At 46.2% G+C, this 25,221-nt stretch carries 17 protein-coding genes; 6 read left to right on the top strand and 11 right to left on the bottom strand.

Features of this window, described 5'->3' with window-relative positions; genetic code table 11:
* Positions 1-33 precede the first annotated feature (33 nt).
* The 6 genes from UNH61_RS27135 to UNH61_RS27160 all read right to left on the bottom strand — a co-directional run bounded on the left by UNH61_RS27135 (position 34) and on the right by UNH61_RS27160 (position 12,463).
* Complete coding sequence (locus tag UNH61_RS27135) at positions 34-6,084, bottom strand: alpha-2-macroglobulin family protein (protein ID WP_326995137.1); 6,051 nt, start codon at positions 6,082-6,084, stop codon at positions 34-36.
* A 139-nt stretch (positions 6,085-6,223) separates the two neighbouring features.
* Positions 6,224-7,111 (bottom strand): succinate--CoA ligase subunit alpha, encoded by an 888-nt coding sequence (sucD, locus tag UNH61_RS27140; RefSeq protein WP_326995138.1) that lies wholly within the window; start codon positions 7,109-7,111, stop codon positions 6,224-6,226.
* A gap of 284 nt (positions 7,112-7,395) precedes the next feature.
* Complete coding sequence (locus tag UNH61_RS27145) at positions 7,396-8,211, bottom strand: ATP-binding cassette domain-containing protein (protein WP_326995139.1); 816 nt, start codon at positions 8,209-8,211, stop codon at positions 7,396-7,398.
* A 2-nt stretch (positions 8,212-8,213) separates the two neighbouring features.
* Positions 8,214-8,957, bottom strand: coding sequence for an ABC transporter permease (locus UNH61_RS27150; protein WP_326995140.1), 744 nt, complete (start codon positions 8,955-8,957; stop codon positions 8,214-8,216).
* A 62-nt stretch (positions 8,958-9,019) separates the two neighbouring features.
* Complete coding sequence (locus UNH61_RS27155; protein ID WP_326995141.1) at positions 9,020-10,051, bottom strand: hypothetical protein; 1,032 nt, start codon at positions 10,049-10,051, stop codon at positions 9,020-9,022.
* Between the two features lie 93 nt (positions 10,052-10,144).
* Positions 10,145-12,463 carry an NADP-dependent malic enzyme gene (locus UNH61_RS27160; protein WP_326995142.1) on the bottom strand — a complete coding sequence of 773 codons (2,319 nt, stop codon included), beginning with the start codon at positions 12,461-12,463 and terminating at the stop codon, positions 10,145-10,147.
* Between the two features lie 145 nt (positions 12,464-12,608).
* Between UNH61_RS27160 and UNH61_RS27165 the strand changes: the two genes are divergently transcribed.
* Positions 12,609-13,046: a DUF4293 domain-containing protein gene (locus UNH61_RS27165; protein WP_326995143.1), complete on the top strand. Its 438-nt coding sequence runs from the start codon at positions 12,609-12,611 to the stop codon at positions 13,044-13,046.
* A gap of 89 nt (positions 13,047-13,135) precedes the next feature.
* Here the strand turns inward: UNH61_RS27165 and uvrA are convergent, their stop codons facing one another.
* A complete protein-coding gene (gene uvrA, locus UNH61_RS27170; protein ID WP_326995144.1) occupies positions 13,136-15,949 on the bottom strand; it encodes an excinuclease ABC subunit UvrA in 2,814 nt (937 codons plus the stop codon).
* A gap of 291 nt (positions 15,950-16,240) precedes the next feature.
* On the opposite strand from uvrA, the gene UNH61_RS27175 reads away from it, so the two are divergent.
* Positions 16,241-16,822: a sigma-70 family RNA polymerase sigma factor gene (locus tag UNH61_RS27175; protein ID WP_326995145.1), complete on the top strand. Its 582-nt coding sequence runs from the start codon at positions 16,241-16,243 to the stop codon at positions 16,820-16,822.
* A gap of 79 nt (positions 16,823-16,901) precedes the next feature.
* Here the strand turns inward: UNH61_RS27175 and UNH61_RS27180 are convergent, their stop codons facing one another.
* Positions 16,902-18,104: an acetyl-CoA C-acyltransferase gene (locus UNH61_RS27180; protein ID WP_326995146.1), complete on the bottom strand. Its 1,203-nt coding sequence runs from the start codon at positions 18,102-18,104 to the stop codon at positions 16,902-16,904.
* Positions 18,105-18,375: 271 nt separating this feature from the next.
* Between UNH61_RS27180 and rlmN the strand changes: the two genes are divergently transcribed.
* Genes rlmN through UNH61_RS27195 form a run of 3 tightly spaced genes read left to right on the top strand, consistent with a single transcriptional unit; the run spans position 18,376 to position 21,700 of the window.
* Positions 18,376-19,419 (top strand): 23S rRNA (adenine(2503)-C(2))-methyltransferase RlmN, encoded by a 1,044-nt coding sequence (rlmN, locus tag UNH61_RS27185; RefSeq protein ID WP_326995147.1) that lies wholly within the window; start codon positions 18,376-18,378, stop codon positions 19,417-19,419.
* A gap of 59 nt (positions 19,420-19,478) precedes the next feature.
* Complete coding sequence (locus UNH61_RS27190; protein ID WP_326995148.1) at positions 19,479-20,936, top strand: pseudouridine synthase; 1,458 nt, start codon at positions 19,479-19,481, stop codon at positions 20,934-20,936.
* Positions 20,937-20,953: 17 nt separating this feature from the next.
* A complete protein-coding gene (locus UNH61_RS27195) occupies positions 20,954-21,700 on the top strand; it encodes an RluA family pseudouridine synthase (RefSeq protein WP_326995149.1) in 747 nt (248 codons plus the stop codon).
* Positions 21,701-21,795: 95 nt separating this feature from the next.
* Here UNH61_RS27195 and UNH61_RS27200 read toward each other — a convergent pair whose 3' ends face one another.
* Positions 21,796-22,431: a peroxiredoxin gene (locus UNH61_RS27200; RefSeq protein ID WP_326995150.1), complete on the bottom strand. Its 636-nt coding sequence runs from the start codon at positions 22,429-22,431 to the stop codon at positions 21,796-21,798.
* 195 nt (positions 22,432-22,626) lie between these two features.
* Positions 22,627-23,244, bottom strand: coding sequence for a hypothetical protein (locus UNH61_RS27205; RefSeq protein ID WP_326995151.1), 618 nt, complete (start codon positions 23,242-23,244; stop codon positions 22,627-22,629).
* A gap of 139 nt (positions 23,245-23,383) precedes the next feature.
* Here UNH61_RS27205 and UNH61_RS27210 point away from each other — a divergent pair, with 139 nt between their 5' ends.
* Entirely contained in the window at positions 23,384-24,388 is a 1,005-nt protein-coding gene (locus UNH61_RS27210; protein WP_326995152.1) for a WYL domain-containing protein, read from the top strand.
* 39 nt (positions 24,389-24,427) lie between these two features.
* Here the strand turns inward: UNH61_RS27210 and UNH61_RS27215 are convergent, their stop codons facing one another.
* Positions 24,428-25,147: a hypothetical protein gene (locus UNH61_RS27215; RefSeq protein ID WP_326995153.1), complete on the bottom strand. Its 720-nt coding sequence runs from the start codon at positions 25,145-25,147 to the stop codon at positions 24,428-24,430.
* Between the last annotated feature and the right edge of the window lie 74 nt (positions 25,148-25,221).

The following is a 25,221-nucleotide window of genomic DNA, read 5'->3' on the forward strand; positions in this document are numbered from 1 at the left end:
TTCATTCTTAATTCCCTATTCTATATTCTTAATTCATTCTGTAACTTTTACACTCAATCCACTGCTATGCGCTGAAAACTCAGGCGCATACATACATTGCGCAGTACTGATGCCATTAGAAAATTTTCCCTGATGCGTAACAAACAACGTATATTCGAATACGTGAGTGCCTTTGGGAAGATAGCTGAAGAAGAAATCAGTAGAGGCATCCCGGGTGCTTTCGTAATAGCTCATTCCATTCTGCCATTTAGCAGCGCTGATTACATTCACTGGTTCGAAGCAGGCTGCCCGCATGTCTTTCAGGTGGATGTATTCCATATCTCTGTCGGCTCTCATCACCACGCGTACTTTCACTTTATCTCCTACTTTCAGCTGGTTGCCTTCTTCGATTTTCGTCAGCACCGGTCCTTTATCGGTGTTCACTTCTTTGAACAGTTCCTTTTCCAGCACTAATGGTGTGGCGGCAGCCGTGATCTTATCCAGGTCCTGGAAATATTGCCAGTATACGGCCCCCCAGGAGGGTTGTCCTTTGCTGTCGTGTACTGTTACGGTAATATTGCCCATATCAGGTTTCACTGCTTTGGCATCGAATCTCTCTTTAAAATAACCAGTACCTGCTTCTGTAGCTGCAGGTTTCACTGCGGTACTGCCCAATTGGATATTCACTTCCGGTGCAGCGGCCAGCCAGTTACTTCCCTGCAACAGCATTGCGTAACAGGCATCGGCTGTGGCTTTGGTTGTATGCCAGTTATTGGTCTGTTTATTTTTCAGCAGCCAGGTTTTCATATCGTTCACGGCGGCGGCATCATTACCTGCTACCTGAAATGCTTCGATCAGCAGGGCCTGTGTTTCGATTGGTGCGTTCCGCCAGCTATAACCGGCTGCTATATCTTTCCAATACATTCCCATTTCTTTGCTGTTCATCGCATTTTCTTTCAGCGATTTCAGTATAGCCTTTGGCGTTACCTGATCATTATTCCTGAAGAGCGATAAAGCAATCATTCCCTGTGCATACCTGCTTTGTTTCAGCCAGTATTTCTGCTGCTGTGCATAGAAATAATCGAACGACTTACGGAAGGCCGCCGGAACCGGACGTTTAAAAAAGCTGCGGGCATACAGATAGTGGATCTCTGTATCGGTGATATGTTCCCCTTTCAGATCTGCCTTTTGTTTGATCAGCTCATGGTAATCCTTATCCAGTTGTATGTCGAGATACTCCATTGCTTTATTGGCAATGTCGCTGGCTCTGCTGTCTTCTTTACCAGTAAGCTGCTGTAAATGACCGAGGCCGGCCAGTATGTACTGTGTTACAAATCTATCGTCCCACATTCCTGTGAACCATGGGAAAGCACCATTGGGTGCCTGTTTGGCAGCCAGCTGATCCAACGCTGCTTTTCCTTCCTTTTGCATACGCTGCAGATCGAACAACAATGCAATATGCTTTTTCTGTTCTGTTTCATTCTTTGCCGCCATCACCCAGGGTGTTTCCTGCAACAGTACATTTTTCAGTTCCTGGTTTTTCTCCAGGTTACTCATCAGCGCTGCGGTATCTGCTGTTTTCCATTTCTCAAAAATGGCATTCAGCTTAGGCGTGGCGTTCGCGATGTGAGTAGCAAGGGTATTGGCATAATAGCGGTTGAATACCTGCTCTGCACATTCGTAGGGAAACTCCATCAGGTAAGGCAATGCCTGCACTGCATACCAGGCAGGATTGCTGGTGTATTCCACGGTAACGGCATGTTGTGAAAGGGTTTGATCGCCGCCACTCTGCAACAGCTTATTAAAGCTAAATTCATGCTTACCATCGCCTCTTACCGGCAGTGGCAGCGATTCTGTTACCAGCATACGATTGGTCAATACCGGCACCGCATTCTCTTCTCCATCGCTGAAGTTACCGGCCTGCGCCACCACTCTGTATACAAGCGCACTCTGGAAACCATGCGGGATCTGCAGCGGGAAAGTCACTACGGTACTCTGACCTGCTTTTGCGGTGAAGTGTTGTGTTGGGAATATATTCTGAAACCATCCATCAACAGGCTGCATGGTGGCTGCATCCAATAGCTCCAGGTGTGCCTGGCCTATCAGCATGGAATCCGAGAGGTTAGTTACTTTGGCGGTAAATTCCATTTTATCGCCTTCACGTACAAAGCGCGGCGCATTGGGCTGTATCATCAGCATTTTCTGCGTAACGATACTGTTTTTCACGAGGCCGAATGAAAGGTCCTTTGTATGTGCCAGTCCCTGGAAGTTCCATTTGGTAAGGGCTTCCGGTACGGTAAAGCCGAAACTGATGTTGCCATCTTTATCAGTACGCAGGTCCGGCAGGAAAAATGCTGTTTCCTGGAAGTTGGTACGGACAGGCATTTCGGCCGCAGGAGCTGGCGGGGCCTGGTTGGTACCTGCTGATTCCTTTACTTTGTTCTGTTCCTTATCATTTGCCGAGACATCCTGTTTCGCCACTGTTTCCATCATAGCAGCAGGTGCCGGCGCTGCTTCTACAGTTGCATAGGCGGCATTTTTGCTCAGCATTCGCCGTTGTATGCCCGGTGCACCAGCGCCATATGCCATTATTCTATGTTGGCTCCACATATTCCATCCAAAGAGATTCAGCTGATCATATGTCTTGTCTTTCTTAGGATAGTAGTTGCCATGATAAGGATTGTACAGCGTGTTGGAAACCTCTATTTTAAAGTTAGCATTTCCTTCAAAGGCAGCAGCATTGGCGGCAAACGGGTTGATGCCTGGCAGATACCAATCGCCCGGACTGAAAGCATCGAGCGAAGCATCATACATAGATGCCAGCATTTCCGCAGCTACCTTTTCCTGTTTATAACCTGAGATCTGTACCGTCCATTTTTCCTGCTCACCGGGCAACAGTTTATCACGATGGGTGCCCAGTTTTACATCCAGGGCTTTATTATCCCAGGGAACGATGATGCTGGGATGTACCGTAAACAGGCGGTTGTCTTTTACAAAAACATACCCCAGCTCTATGTTACCACGATCATTTTCTGTAACCGGGAAATCCAGTTTTTTAACGCCCGATAGTTCCAGTGTTCTACGTATATCTTTGTCGGAGGTAACGGTACGTTTCGATTCGATTATATGCAACCCGGTAACCGAAGTTCCCAGCAGCAATGCCGCTGTTTTCCCCGGTTCCACGCTGTGCTCAGGCTGATATGTCCATAAATAAGATGGCACCGACAATGTTTTCGCAGCCGGATCAACGATCTCGAAAGTTTTCCGCTGCACTACTGAATCGTTATGATTATCGATGGTGCTCACTTCCATTTCATAAAATCCCGGAGCCAGCTTTTTGGTATCCAGTTTTATTCTACCCTCTTCAGTGGCAGCTACGGTTTCTTTCACCACCGCCTCTTTGCGTGGCCATGATTTCGGGTCATCTTCGTTTTTGTAGATGTCCAACGGAAAATCCTTTATGTAGCTGGATTCATCCATCACAAACTGATCTGGTTCATCCCAGTAACGATGGCGCAGCAGGCGTTTTGCCGGCTCCAGTGGTTTCAACTGCACCGTAAGCTGAGCCGGCTGAAATGCGCCATTCAGATTTGTGGACGATATCCTGATTTGGTCCAGATCTTTTTGTTCCAGGCGATCCGGAGCGGTGATACCGATTTCCATCGACTGGTAACCGGCATTCACGTATTGTTGTGAACTGCGGGTTTCTCCGTTCAGATCAGTAACATCCGCGAAAACCTCGTAGTTAAAGATCGGTTTTGTAGTCGGGCTTACAGACTTATCGGCCAGTGCCGGGAATTTGACAGTGAAAGCTCCGTTGGCATCCGTAGTAGTTTCTCCATGTGCAATTTCCCTTGAGCTGCCGCGTGGAATTATCTTCCAGTGAAACAGCCAGGGATAAGGAAAGCGTACATGGCGTACTACCCTCCAGGTTACCTTTGCCCCATCAATATTATTTCCGGCGTAAGCCAGCGCTTTTGCATGGGTAGTAACGGTATCGCCTAAACGATAGTTACCCTTGATGGTATCGAATTGTACATAAAACTTCGGGCGTTTGTATTCTTCCACCTGGAAAGCACGATGAGCATTAGCACGGTTATCCTCCAGCGCAAAGCTGCCATTCATACGGCCTTCGGGTAATGTGAATTTACCGGAATAAGCGCCATAATCGTTGGTGGTAACTTTAATGGAATCTACCTTATCACCATTGGCATCTGACAAGGTGAGGGTGGTGGTATAATTTGCAAGGATATCGCTCCGGGAAGCATTCGGTGCTTTTCTGATCACAATTCCTTTGAAATAAACAGTCTGCCCAGGGCGATATATGCCTCTGTCGGTGAACAGAAAAGTTTCTATCTGTTCTTTCTCTGATAATTCTACGTTATAAAGCTGGTATTTGTATTCTGTCAGATACAATTCGTCTGCTGCTTTCTTCCAATGAAGACGCACGCTGTTCATATTTTTAGGAGTAGCAATGTTTACACTCCCATCTGCTCCTGTAACGCCGCTTTTATACAGGCTCCAGTTTTCCTGGTTATTCTTGTAATCATATTTCATTACATTGAGCGTTACCCCGGCCAACGGCTTTCCGGAAGTGCGATCCAAGGCATAATACAAATCGCCGTTGCTGATATAACTGATGGATGAAACCCATGTCAATTGTATAGCCAGCGGATTATTTTCTGTAGAAAAGGCAGGAGAAGAGCTTGCCAGCAATATATAATGCCCTACCGGCAGTGCGTCGATTTTAATTTCTGTATTGTGCTGTAAGTAATCGGCCGGATCCGGTAATGGCTGCTGCCAGTCTTTGACAGACTGACGGCCTGTTATCAGTTTCCAGTATTTCTGCTGACGATCGGAGTAGTCCGCCTGAGCCTTCTGCAATTGGGCAAGAAATTCCTCGTCCACTTTAATCACCCGCAGATACAGTTTATTGATATTTTTATAAGTAACCAATGTACGGAATGCCTGATCCGGCACATTCACTACTTCAGTGGTCAGCAACAGGGCTTTTGTTTTCAATTGTTCCAGCATTCTTGCACACTCCACGCCGCCGGAAGAATTGGGCGCCAGTTCAACTGCCTGCTCGCAGAGTTCCTTCGCTTTTTTAAGCGCAGCAGCCCTGTTTTCCATCGTTTCATTGCCCTGATTTCCGGCTTGTACGTAGTGGGTAGCGAGCATACTCAATACAGCGGCCTGTCCTGGATCACCGGCATTAGCCTGCCGGAGTTGTTCCAATGCGGCCACATAAAGTGCATCTTTATTCTCCATTACGCCGGCCTGGTATGCATATGCGATTCTTTCGAGATCTATATCCAGGAGGGCGGCTTTATCGCCGGTATGCAAACGTGTAAGCTCCTGCAGGATCAGCAGGGCCTGGAATTGCAATGATGCCGGATCGGACGAAGTAAAAGTATGACCGCCAAAGGTTGCAGCCGGCGCAAATACAGCAGGGTCGGTCAGTTCAAATTGATTGGCTGGTTTAGTGATAGTAGCCTCACCGGATTTAAAGAAATCCAGGGCCCTGTGTGCGAGCAGATCGTACAGGGTAGGACGTAGTGTCCGGGTATTTCCCTTCACAATAATCGGATCGAACGATGTGAGCGCCGTTTTTTCCAGCGAGGTCCTGTCGGCCAACGATCCCATGTAGGCAGCCGAGATCTCATGAAATAACCTGTCGGCCCCCCACGTGGTAATATCGTTACCGGTATCGTTTGCCAGTGTGGTGCGTCCGAGCAGCTGATAACGATTATTGAGATAATAATACCGGAGTACGTCTCCTTTAATACTTTGCAGGATCGCTTTCTGAGGACCGGCAGCAGCGGCAATTTCCCGGTTAAGCTGTTCGAGGTTCTGCAATGTGCTGCTGTCGTTGACTTCGTCGTTATACTTCATACGATAGATCAGCGCTTTGATCTGCTGCACAGTCATTTTTTCCTTCACAGCATGGCTATAGATGCCATTTACTATCTCCAGGGCTGATTTGGGCAGTCCCTTTTCTTCGAGGGCTGTCACCTGTTTCCATGAATTGTCGTAGTTAAACTGGGCCATCATCTTAGAGCTGCTAACAATTAAAACAAAGAATATTGCGGTGAATAAACGCATGGGTTCATGATTTACGGTAAGTTCCTTTTACAAAGGATGTGGATAACAATACAATTTCCATAAAAGGGGAACAAAAAAGGTGAAAAGCTCGGAAAAAATTGCTCCTCACTTTTCACCTTATATATTTTAGGCAGATGGATTACGCCATTACTGTTGCTTTTGCCAATACTTCTGCCATGGTTTTACCGATGTTGGCAGGGCTTTCTACTACATGTACACCGCATTCCGCCATGATCTTCATTTTGGCAGCTGCAGTATCTTCTGCTCCACCGATGATGGCACCAGCGTGGCCCATACGGCGTCCGGGAGGGGCAGTCTGGCCGGCGATGAAACCAACTACGGGCTTAGTTCCATATTCTTTGATCCAGCGGGCAGCGTCAGCTTCCATGCTACCGCCGATTTCACCAATCATGATGATACCTTCGGTTTCAGGATCGTTCATCAGCAGTTCTACTGCATCTTTGGTAGGGGTTCCGATGATCGGGTCGCCACCGATACCGATAGCGGTGGAAACACCCAAACCAGCTTTTACAACCTGGTCAGCTGCTTCGTAGGTCAGTGTACCGGATTTAGATACGATACCAATTTTTCCTTTTTTGAAGATAAAGCCAGGCATGATACCTACTTTAGCTTCTTCAGCAGTAATAACACCCGGGCAGTTAGGTCCGATGAGGCGGGTATTGGTTCCCTGCAGGAAGTTTTTGGCTTTGATCATATCCTGAACAGGAATACCCTCTGTGATACATACCACCAGGGCAATACCGGCTTCGGTAGCTTCCATGATGGCATCCGCAGCAAATGCAGGAGGTACAAAAATGATAGATACGTTTGCACCGGTTGCTTTTACAGCATCCGCCACGGTATTGAACACCGGGCGCTCGAGATGTGTAGTACCACCTTTTCCGGGGGTTACACCACCTACTACCTGGGTACCGTATTCAATCATTTGTGTAGCATGGAATGTACCTTCTGTACCGGTAAATCCCTGCACGATCACTTTGCTATCCTTATTAACTAAAACACTCATCGCGCTTGTTTTATTGGTTTAATATTATGTGTCTGATTCTTCTGGACGGCAAAAATAAGCCGATTTCCCTAATTCTGCAATTTAGTGCCTTTAAGATAAAGCTACCAATTAAGGGAAAAATAATTGCGCTGCATTGATTTAAATAATATTAAAAGCGAATGTATAATAAAATAGATTACAGTAAATAGTAAAATTTACAGGAAGATGTCTTTCTAAAAAAATAATCCCGGAAGCGGCTGGCCCTGGCCAGTTACCTCCGGGATGTTATAATTATTTAATGATCCCTATTGCTTTCCCTGCTCTTTCTTCAGCTGTTCCTTCCATTTTCCGTCTTTGAACAATTCCAGCTGACGCATTTCCTTGGCTTCCCGCAGGAATTCGGAAGCAAAAATGAAGTCGTTTAGTTTCTGGTCATTACTGAATACGATTTCTTTATTGCTCCCCTCCCACTGTTTCTGACCCTGATACATGTAAACGATATGATCGCCGCTCTCCATTACGGTATTCATATCATGGGTATTGATAACGGTGGTGATATTATATTCTTTGGTTAATTCGGTAATGAGCTTATCGATCAGGAGCGAGGTTTGAGGATCCAGACCGGAGTTAGGCTCATCGCAGAAAAGATATTTGGGATTGAGCACGATGGCCCTGGCAATACCTACTCTCTTTTTCATACCGCCGCTGATCTCTGCAGGAAATTTTTTAGCGGCCTCTTTCAGCTGTACCCTTTCCAGACATTCTGCTACCCTGGTCTTTTTTTCTTTCAGGGTACCGGTGCCGAACATTTCCAGGGGAAACATCACATTTTGTTCTACGGTCATACTGTCGAACAATGCTGATCCCTGGAACAGCATACCTATTTCCTGGCGTATTCCTTTTTTTTCCTTGTCATTCATCGCGGTGAAATCCTGCTTATCATACAGCACTCTCCCGGCATCCACTCCCATCAGGCCCACTATACATTTCATCATCACTGTTTTACCACTACCACTGGATCCAATGATGAGGTTTACTTTACCGGACTCCATTACCGCCGATACTCCCTTCAATATTTCCTTATCCCCGAAGCTCTTTCTTATATCTTGCAGTTCAATCATGATTACAGTAATATAGCCGTTAATGCATAGTCCATAAACAATATCAGCACGCAGCTTACCACTACAGCAGTAGTACTGGCCTTACCGATTTCCAATGCGCCACCGGTAACGTTGTAGCCATAGTAAGCTGATACACTGGCGATGATAAATCCGAATGTATAGGATTTCGCCATCGCAAAAAATACGTTATACGCCTTAAACTCCTGTCGCAGTCCCTGCATGAATTGTTCCGCGGAAATAATACCGGATAAAACGCCGGCTTCTTTACCACCCCATACACCCAGGAAACCGGAAATGGCTACCAGAACAGGAATCATCAGTACGGCTGCCAATATCTTAGGCAAGATCAGGTAACCCTTTGTATTGATACCCATGATTTCCAATGCATCAATCTGTTCGGATATACGCATGTTACCCAGTTCTGATGCTATTTTGGAACCGATCACCCCTGCCAGTACAATGCTGGTGAGGGTAGGTGCAAATTCGAGGATAATGGTATCTCTTACCACCTGGGCAATGGTACTCTTGGGTATGATAGGACTTACCAGCTGATATGCAGTTTGTAAGGTGGTTACACCTCCCATGAACAGGGAAATGATGAACACTATCCCGAACGACCCTACGCCGATATCAACACATTGCTGCATAAACTGCTTCCAGTACATTTTCACGTTTTCCGGGCGGGAAAACATGTCCTTGAGCATGAGCAGGAAGTTTCCGAAATGATAGAAGAATTTGAACTCCATAACTGGTCAAAGATAGGAAGGATTTTGTCAATCGTACCTTAATTTAAGATTTAATACAGGGCTTAGCGCAAACTGCTGACCAATAAACGCTTTAAACTACGCTCTATTATCTCACCCATTGTTTTACAGCGGGAGAACACTGCATCATGATAATATTCGGCCAGCTCATCTCCCAGCTGCTGGATCTTTTCAGGGAATGAAACCCGGTCGGTCATAATCACATCGCGCAGATCTTTAATCCGATGCCGGTGTGCCTTGATACGGCGGGCGATTACCGCTCTTTCTTCCTGTTGATATTGCTTGACTACCTCAGCATTCAGGTGCTTGATGGCCAGTTCCACGAATACCCGGTTCTCTTTGAAATACTGGGGCATATAAAGCGTACGTCTGCCTTCATAGAATTGCTGATCAAAGTCGATCGCACGGATACGGAATTGCACGTCATCAAAGTCGGGGGTGATATCGAAAACAAAGTTGTAAGAACGCATATCTCCCAGCAACCGTACAAAGCAGCGTTCATTGAACTTTACAAATTCCTTTGCGATACGTTTGGGATTGAACTCCGGCCTGTTCAGGTAATGCTGTATGAACTGATCACCGGGCACGCCGGCAATATGTTCTTCTACCAGTGTGTTTCCATCCACCAGAAAGTTCATCCAGTAAGGCGAAAGGATATGCTCGAGTTCCAATCCATATATCCGGGAAGCGTCAGCAATCTTGATATAAAAATAATCGTATACCTCGTTGTAATTATTGACGATTTTGATACGGAAAGGATGTGAGTTACCAAAGGTGCAGTAATCTATCCGCTCGATATGCAGATGTTCTTCGGCCGTCTGATCACCACCTGCTTTCAGAATGGAGTAGATACGCTTTAGCCCGGCGTGTATAGAGCCCACCATGCTCTGGGGATAAAACACGGTTTCCCATAAAGTATCTTTTCCTTCTTTGTCGTATACCGAAATAGACTGATCATAATACTTCAGCTCTTCGTAAGACAATGGCAATTTTATTTCCCGCTCATACAATTTAAGATAGTTACGGAAAGCAGTATTGATAGGGAAAAAGATCTTTTTGCGCGAGATGGTTTGCATAGGATAAAAATAAGGAAAAAGCAGCAAGCAAACATCCCTAAAACAAACAACCGGAGCGATATGCCCCGGTTGTTACCTGTTTTTATAATTTGTTTATGCTTTCTTCTTTTTTCCTTTCGCGTTCTTTACTTCCGCATCACGGCAGCATTTTTCCTGCGCATCTACTACTGCAATATTTACCATGTTCACGATCTGCCGCACCGTACTGCCCAGCTGAAGAATGTGCACCGGTTTTTTCATACCCAGCAGGATAGGTCCGATGGCATCGAAACCTGCCACTTCCTGCAACAGGTTATAAGCAATATTACCGGCTGCGAGGTTCGGGAAGATCAGTGTATTTACTTCTTCTTCCAGTAATTCGGTAAACGGATAATTGTCTTTCAGTATTTCTTTATTAAACGCCATGGCAGCCTGGATCTCACCATCTACTATTAATGACGGGTCGCGGAGTTTCACCAGTTCCCTGGCTTTACTCATGGTTTGAGCTTCAGGCGTTGGGCTGCTGCCGAAATTAGAGTACGACAGCATAGCGATACGGGGCGTAATGTTGAAGTTTTTTACTTCTTTGGCAACCATCATGGTGATGTCCGCCAGCTCTTCTGCCGTTGGATTGAAGTTTACCGTGGTATCGGCCAGGAACAACGGTCCGCGTTTGGTTTGAATGATATACATACCGGCAACGCGTTTAGCACCATCTTCCATACCGATCACCTGCAATGCCGGGCGGATGGTATCAGGATATTTACGGGTCAGACCGGAGATCAATGCATCTGCCTGACCGGTTTCCACCATCATACAACCAAAGTAGTTACGTTCGCGCATGATCTTACGTGCTTCATACTGGTTCAGACCTTTACGCTGGCGTTTCTGGAAGAACAGGTCTCCGAACTGATGGCGGGTTTCCTTCATATCCTCGCTCTTGGGATCGATGATCACTGCATCTTCTATCTCAATCGCATTTTCTTTCATCAGTTCTCTGATACGGGCTTCGTTACCCAGCAAAATCGGATAGGCAATTCCCTCATCGTTTACCACCTGAGCAGCCTTCAGTACCTTGAGATTATCTGCTTCTGCAAATACAACTTTTCTCGGATCGCGGCGGGCTTTGATACCGATTACCCTGAAGAGCTGGTTATCCAGGCCCAGCCGGTGGTTCAGCTCATTGCGGTATGCCTCCCAGTCGGTGATCGGATTATGTGCCACCCCACTGTCCATTGCCGCTTTGGCTACTGCCGGAGCAATAGTGCTCAGCAGTCGCGGATCCAGCGGTTTTGGAATGATATATTTAGGTCCGAAGAAAATGCTTTTTTCGTTGTAGGCGAGGTTCACGATATCCGGTACCGGCGATTTTGCCATATCAGCCAGGGCTCTAACAGCAGCCAGTTTCATTTCATCATTGATCTGGGTGGCCCTTACATCCAACGCACCGCGGAAGATATACGGGAAGCCCAATACATTGTTCACCTGGTTAGGATAATCGGAACGGCCAGTTGCCATAATGATATCCGGACGGGCGGCAATGGCCACGTCATAAGCGATTTCCGGATCAGGGTTAGCCATGGCAAACACAATCGGGTTTTTCGCCATGCTCTTGATCATTTCCGCTGTTACCACATTGCCTACTGACAATCCGAGGAATACATCAGCACCTTTCATGGCTTCTGCCAAAGTGGTGATCTTCGAATCGGTAACAAACTGTTTATGCCTGTCGGACAGGTTTTTACGGGACTTATTCAGCACGCCGTCTTTATCAAACATAATAAAGTTCTCCGGCTTGGCTCCCAAGGCCACATACAGTTTCACACAGGCCATGGCGGCTGCACCGGCACCGTTCACCACTATCTTTACCTTCTCTACTTTTTTCTTTACCAGTTCCAGTGCATTCAGTAAGGCAGCAGACGAAATGATGGCCGTTCCGTGCTGGTCGTCATGCATGATCGGTATTTTCAGCTCCTTCCTCAGCCGGTCTTCTATTTCAAAGCACTCCGGGCTTTTAATATCTTCCAGGTTAATACCTCCGAAAGTTGGCTCCAGCGCTTTTACCGCCGCTACAAAGGTATCCGGATCTTTTGCATCCAGTTCAATATCAAACACATCAATATCAGCAAATATCTTGAATAATACCGCTTTACCTTCCATTACGGGCTTACCCGCTTCCGGGCCAATATCTCCGAGCCCGAGTACGGCGGTACCATTGCTGATTACGCCTACCAGGTTGCCTTTGGCTGTATATTTATAAACGTTTTCTACATCTCTGTGAATTTCTTTGCAAGGCTCAGCTACTCCGGGAGAGTAGGCCAGTGAGAGATCCCATTGTGATTTAGTGTCTTTCGTAGGTATGACTTCTATTTTACCCGGCCTTCCCAATGCGTGATAATCCAGCGCATCCTGCTTATTCAGTTTCTTTGCCATATAAATATAAGATTGTTATTGGGCGTGCAATATACGAAGTATTGCATTACGCCCATCCACCCAAATAGTGTGACGCCCCTGCTTAATTAAGTCTGTCTACCATTAAAATTACTTACTTTTACAGCGTTAAACATTTGCAAATATCATGATACAACGCATCCAGAGCCTCTATCTGTTATTGGCAGCAGCTGCCGCCGCTGCTGCTTTATCTTTCAACCTGTGGAAAGCAACACTGACCAATAATTCGGTGACTTACGTAAACGCCTCCAGCAATTACCTCCTGTTTGTGCTGTATGTTGTTGTAATATTGCTGTCTGTCGTATCGATTTTTCTTTTTAAGAAACGTAAGTTGCAATTCAGGTTAACTGTTTTTGGTATTCTTTTCGGACTGGGTGCGCTGGGTTACCAATATTATGTGGTGCAACAAACAGCCAACAGGCTTAGCTCCGGCACATCTATCGCTACGGCCTCTTATCTGCCGGCATCCTTTCTGCCTATTGTGGTGATCATCTTCCTTTTCCTTGCTGCAAGGGGTATTTATAAGGATGAGAAACTGATTAAATCATTGGATCGGCTAAGGTAGAGCCTTTAGTCTTTAGCTTTTAGCCTTTAAAAAAATGCAGCGAAGATCATAATGTTGTGATCTTCGCTGCATTTTTATTTTTCTAAAGACTATTTCAAAAACTGCCCTGTCTGACTATTTTTCACTTTCTTCATTCCTTCGGGAACACCGGCGTAGAGCAGGTTTCCACCGCCAGCACCGCCTTCAGGACCAAGATCTATGACCCAGTCGGCGCTTTTAATCACATCCAGGTTGTGTTCTATTACCAACACCGTATGACCCTGTTCAATCAGTGCGTTAAAGGAGTCGAGCAGTTTGCGGATATCATGAAAGTGCAAACCAGTGGTAGGTTCGTCAAAAATAAAGAGGATATGCCCCTGGGCTTTACCCTTTCCCAGGAAGGAAGCCAGCTTCACACGCTGGGCCTCTCCACCACTCAGCGTATCGCTGCTCTGGCCAAGCTCTACATATCCCAGTCCCACACTACTCAGTGGGCGGATCCTGTTACAAACGTCTTTTTCGTCTTTAAAGAATTCCAACGCTTCATCTACGCCCAGTTCCAGCACTTCGTATATATTCTTGCCCTTATAGGTTACCTCGAGTACTTCATCTTTAAACCTTTTGCCTCCACAGCTTTCGCAGGTAAGATGCACATCGGCGAGGAACTGCATTTCCACGATCACTTCCCCTTCTCCTTTACAGGAATCGCAGCGCCCGCCGTCGACGTTGAAGGAAAAATGCTTGGGCTGAAAGCCACGCATTTTACTCAGGGGCTGGCGGGCAAAAAGATCGCGGATCTCGTCGTATGCCTTGATATAGGTAACAGGATTGGAGCGTGACGATTTACCGATAGGATTCTGATCGATCATCTCTATCTGGGTGATATCATCTACAGCGCCGGTTATTGCCTTATGATTACCTACTCTTTCTGCAAATTCTCCTTTCAGCTTCATCAGGGCAGGATACAGGATCTGTTTAACGAGGGTGGTTTTCCCGGAGCCGCTCACGCCGCTGATTACCGTGAACACCTGCAGCGGAAAGTCGACGGTAATATCTTTCAGGTTGTGCTGGCGGGCGCCTTCCACGGTAATGGCTTTTTTCCATTTACGAACCTTTGCAGGTGGTTCGATACCCAAACGACCACTGAGATATTTACCGGTAAGACTTTTCCCGTCTTCCAGGATCTGCGGGTAAGTACCGGCGAAAATCACTTCTCCGCCCAGATGGCTGGCCAGCGGCCCCATATCGATGATATAGTCTGCTTCTTCCATCATCATTTCATCGTGTTCCACCACCACTACGGTATTACCCAGATCTCTCAATTCCTTCAACACGTTAATAAGCCGGTGAGTATCCCGGGCGTGCAGTCCTATACTGGGTTCGTCGAGAATATACAGGGAATTCGTCAGGTTGCTGCCGAGGGTGCGGGTCAGTTGTATACGCTGGCTTTCCCCACCACTCAGCGTGTTAGCCACGCGGTTGAGGGTCAGGTAACCCAGACCTACATCCAGCAAGGTTTTCAGACGGTGATTGATTTCAATGAGAATGCGTTTACCTATCTGTTGTTCGTATTCATTCAGTTGCAGTTCATCGAACCATTTCCTCAGGTCGGATACCGGCATGTCTACCAGTTCGGCGATATTGCGATTGCCGACCTTTATGTACAAGGCTTCTTTACGCAGACGGCCACCACCACAATCGGGACAAACCGTACGGCCCCGGTAACGGGCCTGCAGCACGCGGTACTGTACCTTGTAGAGGTTCTGTTCCACCATTTTGAAGAATTCGTTCAGCCCATAGAAGTGTTCGTTGCCGGTCCAGAGCAGTTTCACCTGTTCGTCTGTCAGCTCAGCAATGGGTTTATGTATAGGGAATCCAAACTTACGGGCCGATTTAATCAGCGCTTCCTTGTATTCGCCCATCTTCTCTCCTCTCCAGGGTGCCACCGCGCCTTCAAATACGCTCAGGCGTTTATCGGGGATTACCAGGTCGGCATCTATTCCCAATACCTGGCCGAAACCCTCACAGGTTGGGCAGGCTCCGTAAGGATTATTGAACGAGAACAGGTTGGGCACCGGCTCCTCGAACTGGATACCGTCGAGCTCAAACCGGTTGGCGAAATGCTCCATCTTTTTACCGTCTACCTCCAGGTAACAATCCCCTTCACTCTCATAAAAAGCAGTTTGCACGCTATCGGCTATACGATGTTTGTCGTCTTCCTCAAACTCCTTCACTACCAGGCGGTCTATCAATACCCAGGCATCAGCCGGTACTGTTACTTTTTTCTGTTCCAGCAGTTCCTCTATGCGCAGCAATGTGGCACTACCGGGATCGTATAAACGGGAAAAGCCTTTCTGTAACAGGATGTTCAGTTCCTCCTTTGCATCCCTTTTGGCATGCCGGCGGAAAGGCACCAGCATCAGTACTTTGCTCCCATGTTTCAGCCGGACGATGAAATCCACCACGTCGCTGACCTCATGTTTTTTAACCTGTTGTCCGGAGATGGGAGAATAGGTTTTCCCCACCCGCCCGTACAGCAGCCGGAGGTAATCGTATATTTCCGTCATCGACCCCACGGTGGAGCGGGGAGTACGGGTGATCACTTTCTGCTCGATAGCGATAGCCGGACAAATGCCTTTGATATAATCCACATCCGGTTTATTCATCCTCATCAGGAATTGCCGGGCGTAGGAGCTGAGGCTTTCAGCATAACGCCGTTGTCCTTCGGCATAAAGGGTGTCCATCGTCAGGGAAGATTTCCCCGAACCAGACACACCGGTAACCACTACAAGCTTGCTGCGAGGGATAGATACACTTACGTTCTTAAGATTATGTACCCTGGCGCCTTTTATGAAAATATGGTCCTGTGGGCTAACTTCCTGAGGATCAATTATGCTGGTTTGTTTCTTTACTTTTGTTGCCATGACGGAACAAATTTAAGGGAAAAGATGTTAGATCGGGAGCCTGGTTTTTATAGGTGTTAGGAGTACGCTAAAAGCTAATATTGGTGGGGCGAAGTGCTTATTTTTTATTATTTTTTTTATTGAACTATTCTGTTATATTTGCATAGAGACCAGATCTATCTCGCTGGGTATCCCTTAAATTTTCTTTTAACTAAAACTGTTCAGTATCGCATAAACTTTACTTAATCAAAACAACCGAACTGGCTGTAAAGTCTGTAATTTATTTACTAACCCGCCTAGTTGTAGAAGTTTATGCAAGTAATGTACAAATTGTGCGATGAGCAGTTGATTACTCTCTTTAAAAAGGGACATTCTTCCGCATTAGAAGAGTTGGTACACCGTCATAAAGACAAGGTGTTCACTTCCATCCTTTTACTGGTAAAGGATCCTTTCCTCGCTGAAGATATATTTCAGGATACCTTTATCAAAATCATTGACACGATCAGGGCAGAACGCTATACCGAGAAAGGAAAATTTTTACCCTGGGCAATGCGTATTGCCCACAACCTGTGCGTAGATCATTTCAGGAAAATCAAACGTACGCCAATGATCAGGACAGGTGATGATAAGGATATTTTTGATGTACTTGGTTTCAGCGACAGTTGTGCCGAGGAGAAGCTGATCACACGTCAGAGCCACGACCGGGTCCGCAGAATGCTGGACATGTTACCGGAAGAGCAACGGGAAGTAATCATATTGCGACATTATGCTGAACTCAGCTTTAAAGAAATTGCAGACCTCACACAAGTGAGTATCAACACCGCACTGGGTCGGATGCGTTATGGTCTGATCAATCTCCGGAAAATGATGACGGAGAAACAAATCTGTCTATGATGAACCCTTTTTTTTGCTTGCCAGCAACGAGCGGCCGGATGTAATGTCCGACCGCTCGCTATTTTAGGGCAATGCCTAATTACCGTGTACTTTCGAAGATCATCGCAGCTCCCTGGCCAACCCCAATACACATCGAAGCCAGGCCATACCTGGCACCAGGCCGGCGCTTCATTTCATGCAACAGGGTGGTGATGATACGGGCGCCGCTGCAGCCTAAAGGGTGTCCTATCGCAATAGCTCCTCCGTTTACATTTACTATATCAGGGTTTAGTTCCAGGTCGCGGATGCAGGCAAGCGACTGGGCAGCGAAGGCTTCATTCAGTTCCGCAAGGTGCAGCTGATCAACCGAGATTCCGGCCCGCAGCAGTGCTTTGCGTGTAGCCGGCACCGGGCCAATTCCCATTACCGAAGGATCTACCCCGGCTATAGCCATGCTTTTTACCATAGCCAGTGGCTGAAGATTGAATTGCTTTAATGCTTTTGCAGAAACCACCAGGAGCACGGCTGCTCCATCGTTGATCCCTGAGGAGTTACCAGCAGTGACAGAACCATTTTTCGAGAAAGCCGGCCGGAGTGCAGCCAGTTTTTCCAGTGATGTATCCCGGGGCTGCTCGTCTTTAGCAAAAATTACCGGCTCATTTTTATTCGAAGGCACTTCTACCGGCACAATTTCATCCTTCCATTTGCCGGCGTCCAGGGCTGCTTTGTAGAGCGTCTGGCTGCGCAAAGCGAAAACGTCCTGGTCTTCCCGGCTTATGCTCCACTGCGTGGCTACATTTTCGGCAGTTTCGCCCATGGAATATGGATGGTACATATCGGCCAGCCTGGGATTCGTGAACCTCCAGCCGATAGTGGTGTCATATATCTCAGGCTTACGGCTGAAGGCACTATCGGCCTTGGCCATGACAAACGGAGCGCGGGTCATACTTTCCACTCCGCCGGCGAGGTATACATCTCCTTCCTCACACATGACCGCCCTGGCAGCATCCATCACCGCCTGCATACCGGATGCGCATAAACGATTCACTGTACTCCCGCCCACCGTTACCGGCAACCCCGCCAGCAACGCCGCCATGCGGGCTACATTCCGGTTATCTTCACCAGCCTGATTAGCAGCACCGGCAATCACATCTTCAATTACTGCAGGGGGTAATGTTTCATTTCTTCCAATCAACGCCCGGATTACATGAGCAAGCAGATCATCCGGCCTGACGATGGCGAGTGTACCACCATACCGGCCGATCGGGGTGCGTACAGCGTCTACGATATATGCGACTTCCATGAATGTTTTGGTTTATATGCAATATAAAATACATCCCGGCAATTCGGGCAATAAAATCTGGTGATGTACGCATGGCAGAAAATTCCCGGGCAGTATCACATCTTCCTAAATTACATTATATAAAATATCTATTTAGATAATATCATATTATGTAAGCTTTCACTAACCATACTTTTTCGAGGACATTCTGTCAGTACACCAAATATTACGTATCTTTGCCGCTACTTTCCGACTGCCGTAAGGCAGCCATTTGCTCATTTAATGGTCAATAATGAAGTCTGACAATAAAAATATCCGGCATTTAAGTTTACCGGCTTTACAGGAATATTTCGGATCAATAGGCGAAAAGCCTTTCCGCGCGAAACAGGTGTATGAATGGATATGGCTCCGTCATGCTGATAGTTTCGAGGCAATGACCAATCTCTCCAAGGATCTGCGGCAGAAATTAGCTGAACATTTTACCATTCCGGCCGTAAAAGTAGATACCATACAGCAAAGCAATGATGGCACTATCAAGAGCCGTTTCCGCCTGCATGACAATCATCTGGTGGAAGGGGTACTGATTCCCACTGACACCCGGCAGACAGCCTGTGTTTCGTCACAGGTAGGTTGCAGCCTGAGCTGTAAATTTTGCGCCACCGGGTTTATGGACCGCAAGCGGAACCTCGAATATGACGAGATCTATGATGAGGTTGCCCTGATTAATCAGCAGGCACTGGAAACCTATGGAAAAAAATTGAGTAACATCGTATTCATGGGAATGGGAGAGCCTTTGCTGAATTACAAAAATGTACTGAAAGCTATAGAACGGATCACTGCTGAAGACGGGCTGGGCATGTCGCCCAAGCGCATTACCGTTTCCACGGCAGGAGTAGCCAAGATGATCCGCCAGCTGGGGGATGACAAGGTCCGTTTCAACCTGGCCCTTTCCCTGCACGCTGCCAATGATAAAAAACGCAGTGAGATCATGCCCATCAACGACTCCAATAATCTGAAGGAGTTGATTGCAGCGCTGAATCATTTCTATAAAGAAACAGGCAACGATATTTCCTTTGAATACATTCTCTTCAAGGATTTTAACGATTCAAAGGAAGATGCGGACGAACTGATCAGGATTTTCCGGCAGGTGCCGGCCGACCTGGTGAATATCATCGAATACAACCCCATCGATATGGCCAGGTTCCAGAAACCGGATGCACTCGTTGCTGAAGAATTCATGGAATATCTGGGTAAAAATCGTGTGAATGCAAGATTACGCCGCAGCCGGGGTAAGGATATAGATGCTGCCTGCGGACAACTGGCGAACAAAGGCTGATAAAAAACTAAATACTCTTATGGGTCATGCTTTGCATGATCATCAACTAATAATAATTTATGAAGAAAGATCAACCTGCTAAAAAAGGGTTTAGTCCTTCGAAGGACAACAGGTTCGGGAAAAACGATAAACCAGCAGGCAAACGTAGCCGCTTCTCCGACAATGGCGAAAGACCAGGAAAAGCTTCTGCAAAAGACAGTCACAGGGATGGAACGTTTTCGGGTAAATCACGTTTTCAGGGTGAGAAATCCGGTGATGAAAAATCCGGCTTCGGCAAACGCAGCTTCAACAGCGGCGATACGAAGTTTACACGTGGCGACAAAAGCAAGCGCTTTGGAAATGATGAAAGCAAAACCGGCAACAGCGGAACGAAAACCGGACGATTCGGTGCAGATAAAAGCCGTTTCGGTGCAGATAAAAAAGAATTCCGCAAACCCGCAGATGGCACTTTCAAAAGTGGCTTTAATAAAGACAAAGGATTCTCAAAGCAGGACGACAATAAACCCGCTTTCAGGAGAGAAAGTACTGACGGTTCCGGCGAAAAGCCTGCCCGTAAACGGACTTACGGCGCTACCAGCACCCGAAAAAACGATGACAGTGCCTTTCATTTCCATGGCGATGGTAAAAAGGGCGCCAATCGCGAAACACCCAGTGGGTTTAATCGTAAGAAATTCTTTGATAAAACCAATGAACGTTTCGCTGACAAACAGGACAGAAAGAAGAAAATAAAAGTAAGGACACCTGACAATACCGGGTCGGGCGACCACCATAAAGAAAGCAAAGAAAGTATATTTGGTCCGGGTGAGATGCCATTGAACAAATATATTGCGCACTGTGGCCTTTGCTCTCGCAGGAAAGCAGTTGATTTCATTAAAGAAGGGAAGGTGACAGTGAACGGACAACTGGTGACAGAACCGGCCACAAAAGTGACTAACAAAGATGTGGTAACGATGCTGGATAAAAAGCTGCAGCTCACCAAAAACCTCCTGTATATTCTGCTCAATAAACCCAAAGGATACATTACTACTACAGATGACCCGGAAGGGCGCAGAACAGTAATGGATCTTATTCAGGAAGCTACAGAAAATGAAAGGGTGTATCCGGTGGGCCGGCTCGACCGGAATACTTCCGGCTTATTGCTACTGACCAATGATGGAGAGCTTGCGCAGCGTCTGGCACATCCGAAAAACAACATCAAAAAGATCTATCAGGTAGAACTGGATAAACCGCTTACCAAGACTGATTTCGACAAGATCCTTGCAGGCGTGACACTGGAAGACGGCGTGGCGAATGTAGATGCACTGGGTTATGTAGATCCGAAAGACAAGCGCCAGATAGGTATTGAGATTCACAGTGGTAAAAACCGTATTGTACGCCGCATCTTCGAGCACCTGGAATACAATGTGGAAAAACTGGACCGTGTGATGTATGCGGGTTTGACGAAGAAAACACTGAATCGTGGGCAGTGGCGCTTCCTTACAGAAAAGGAAGTGATATTACTGAAACACTTTAAATAATAACTGCTGTAGACCTGATGCGATTAGCTGAGCATATAATACTTGAAACACCTGATTTTGTTGTGGTCAACAAGCCTTCAGGTGTACTTACATTACCCGACCGCCACGACAATGAGCTTACCTCTCTGATAGCCATTATGAAAAAGGCATATGGAGAGATATATACCGTTCATCGCCTGGATCGTGATACCAGCGGCATTATACTATTTGCCCGGACTGAAGCGGCTCATAAATACTATTCCCAGCTGTTTGAAAGCAGGGATGTGAAAAAATTCTACCTGGGCCTGGTTAGCGGACAGTTGTCGGTTAAACAGGGCAATGTTAGTGAAGGTATCATGGAGCATCCTGTGCAGAAGGGGAAGATGGTGACAAACCGCAAGGGGAAGCCTTCCTCCACGGATTATGAAGTACTGGAAGAATTTGGGCTGTATAGCCTGGTAAAACTGCAGATACATACCGGTCGTACCCACCAGATCAGGGTACACATGAAATATCTCGGCCATCCCATTGCTGTGGATGAATTTTATGGTAGTGCACAACCAGTGTTATTATCCGCTATCAAGAAAAAATTCAAGTTGGGCAAGCACACAGAAGAAGAACGGCCATTGTTAAACCGGCTGGCCTTACATGCGTGGATGCTGATTTTCAAAGATCCTTCCGGAAAAGAGTATACTATTGAGGCGCCCTTACCCAAAGATATGCACGCATTGCTGACTCAATTGAGGAAGAGCAAGAAAGGAATTACGAATTATCGTGGCTCTTAAAAAGAAAAAACGGGGAGAAATCCCCGTTTCGTAAAAATCAAAAACCAACCATTAAAAAGTCTTTATATAAAGCCTTGCGGCATCATTATCTATATCTATTTATTCGGCTGCGGTGTGGTTCTCAGATAAGGCTTGATAATTTTGTGGCCTTTCGGAAAACGAGCAGGAATATCTGCTGTTGGTACTGCTGCTGTTACAATTACATCTTCACCATCTTTCCAGTCGGCCGGTGTGGCTACACTGTATTTGGCGGTTAGTTGTAAGGAGTCCAGTACTCTCAGCACTTCTACGAAATTTCTTCCTGTAGAGGCCGGATAAGTGATAATCAGTTTTATCTTTTTGTCTGGTCCTATGATAAACAGCGATCTAACAGTAAATGTTTCAGAGGCATTTGGATGGATCATATCATACAAATTGGCCACTGTTCTGTTTTCGTCTGCAATAATAGGGAAAGTTACGTCACAGTTTTGTGTTTCGTTAATATCATTTATCCAGCTCAGGTGTTTATCCAGAGGATCAACGCTGACAGCCAGCACTTTTGTATTGCGTTTTGCGAACTCATCATTCAGCTGTGCCGTTCTTCCCAGTTCGGTAGTACATACCGGGGTAAAGTCAGCCGGATGAGAAAATAAGATTCCCCAACCTTCACCGAGGAAATCGTAAAAATCTATTTCCCCTATTGTGGTATTGGCCTTGAAATTAGGAGCAGCGTCGCCCAGTCTTAAACTCATAGCTTTACGATTTATTTGACCAAAAATAGCATTTTCCTATAAGATTTATAGACTTTAAAGGAATTTTTTCAGATTTTTGAAGATTTTTTTTTGGGGTTAGGTTATTGGGGTTAACAAACAATGTAAAACAGGGTTAATTCACATGGATAAAGGGGGTTAATAAAACGGATAAAACACTGTACGACAATTACTTATCTATTTTGAGGCATGGAGCTGCCACGCATAATAAGCCATGCTGAACTTATTACTGTCTTCCAGTCCGGCTTTTATCCGGGCAGCCTCATCCCCCATCTCTATTTCCACATAACCGAGATATAGGTTATAAGCATTATGGAGCATCTGGATACAGTACTCCATTTTTTCATCTGCGTCGTGGGCGATAAACCCGGCAGCCGGGGGCAGATCTGTTTCCACCGGCAGCTGAACAACGCGTTCTATATAGTAACATTCTTCATTGGCATATGCCTCCCAGTTTTCGTCCTGGCTGAGGCAGGGCCTGCGCAAATGAAAAACGAGTGAGTCAAAAATCACTGCAGCTCCCAATTCCGCCTCCAGATCGATCATGTCGGGCGTGCGGCACATATTCTCCAGTTTATTCACGATGGTCATCTGCACGGCATCATGTTTATCCTGGCTGAAACGCAACATGGTGTTCATTACTTCATAAGTAGTTACAAAATCACAGGGATACCATTCATCACCCTGTTGTACCTGGCCCCAGAGTGTCAGATAATTGGAATCATCCAGGATAATCTGACCAATTGATATACCCTGTATATTGGTAATGGCTGTTGTTGTATTTACCTTGTTCATAACTATTAGGTTTTAATAACACTACAAAACTATCAGGGCTGCACGCAAAGAATTTGCGTAGTGATCTTTTTGCAATTATTTTTTTATTGAGATTTCCAAAAGGGGGAAATTCTTATTTTTAATCTCTAAATTTTATCTTTTGCCAAAGAATAAAGACGCTGTATCGCGCTACCGTTGGATCGATGAGCGGTTGCGTGCCAAGCAAAAACCCAAACCCTCCCTGGATGACCTGATTGAATACGTGTCTGAAAAAATGGGAACCGGTATTTCCACCCGTACCATTCAGAAAGATATCCAGGATATGCGCCAGGACCCTGAGCTGAACTACATGGCGCCCATTGTATATGACCGTAGCAGCGGCACTTACCGCTATTCAGATGATGATTTCTCTATCGGTAACTCCCCTATAGAAGAAGCAGATCTGCAGGGACTGGAAATTGCGATCGGCATTCTTGAACAGTTCCGCAGCCTACCTGTAATACAACAATTTGAAGACGCGATTCTGAAAATTGCCGCTAACCTGAAAATGAACCGGGAAGCGCTGCAGCATCAGGGTTTGATTAAATTCTCCCGTGCCTCCCAATACAAAGGAGCAGAACATATTCCGGAAATTGTAGACGCTATCAAAAACCTTGAAGTGATCAGGATCGCCTATCAGAGCTTCGAAAGAAATGAGCCGAAAGAACATTGGGTGGAGCCTTATCACCTGCGGGAATACCAGCACCGTTTTTACCTGATCGGTAAAAGTCAGAAAACACGTGGCGGCGCGGTGATTACTTTTGCACTCGACAGGGTAGTAAAACTCTGGCCTACCAATAAACACTTTGATGAAAAGAATTTTGATGAGGCCAGTTATTTTCAGCATGCCGTGGGCATTACTGTACACGAAGGAGCACCTGAAAATGTATTACTCAGCTTTACCCCAAAACAGGGTAAGTATGTAAAATCACAGCCTATACACGCTTCTCAGAAAGTAGTGGAAGATAATAGTAAGGAATGCCGTATATCCCTGAACGTGGTAATTAACCCTGAGCTTACAATGACACTGCTCAGTTACGGAGCCCAGGTAAAAGTGCTGAAACCAGCTCACCTGGTAAAAAAGATTGCTGAAGAATCGAAATCTGTAGCGGGGTTATACAAATAAAACAGGTGCGGCTCCGTCTGAGGCCGCACCTGGAAAAAATCATTTGGCAGGTTTTGCAAACAGACTGTCTGCAACTGGAACATTATGATCTATCTTAATAATATTAATTTTGACATCCCCCGGTTGCTGCAGAGTTGTTCCGGGATATGCGAGCCCCTCCGATGTTTTCCGGTAATCAGACAATAACGTTACCACTTCCAGATCCTGTCCCTTAATATTTACGTTGTTGAGAATCTTTACCACGAAAAAGGTTTTCGCATCCAGGAAAGCGTATCCTGCTTTGCCATCTTCTGATATGATCTTCAGTTTATAGGCAGGAGCACCGTTAACAGTATCCTTTCCCGCCAATTCTATCTTCTTGCCTTTACTTTTGTAATCATACAACTCTCCTCTCAGGTCCAGCTGAGATTTCATCAACTTCGCGGTTGCCGCATCCATGTCCTGTGGTTCGGTTTGCATCATTACCGGCATCAGGGTCCAACCGGAGCCGGAAGTCACCACCTGGATATTATTGGCTCCCATTACATTGAATTCGAGGCGCATACCTTCATCCTGCTTTACCCATCTTTTGATTGGTATTGTCTGTCCCTGCACTTCCATATTGCCTTCTATATATTGTGTTTTGAGTCCCTTCAACTTAGCATTTCCTCCCATGGCTTCGGTGTTTTTGGACAGAATATCATCCACAGACTGCGCATAAGCGCCGATACCAGCCAATAGTACCCCTGTCAGGAATGCAAGAAATTTAGTACGGATCATATAGTTAATTGCTTTTGTCATTAAAGATAACTTCTCCGCTCATCTTCACCAAAAATGCGCCAGGATTATAAATG

The sequence above is a fragment of the Chitinophaga sp. 180180018-3 genome (assembly GCF_037893185.1).
In the GTDB taxonomy this organism is placed as follows: domain Bacteria; phylum Bacteroidota; class Bacteroidia; order Chitinophagales; family Chitinophagaceae; genus Chitinophaga.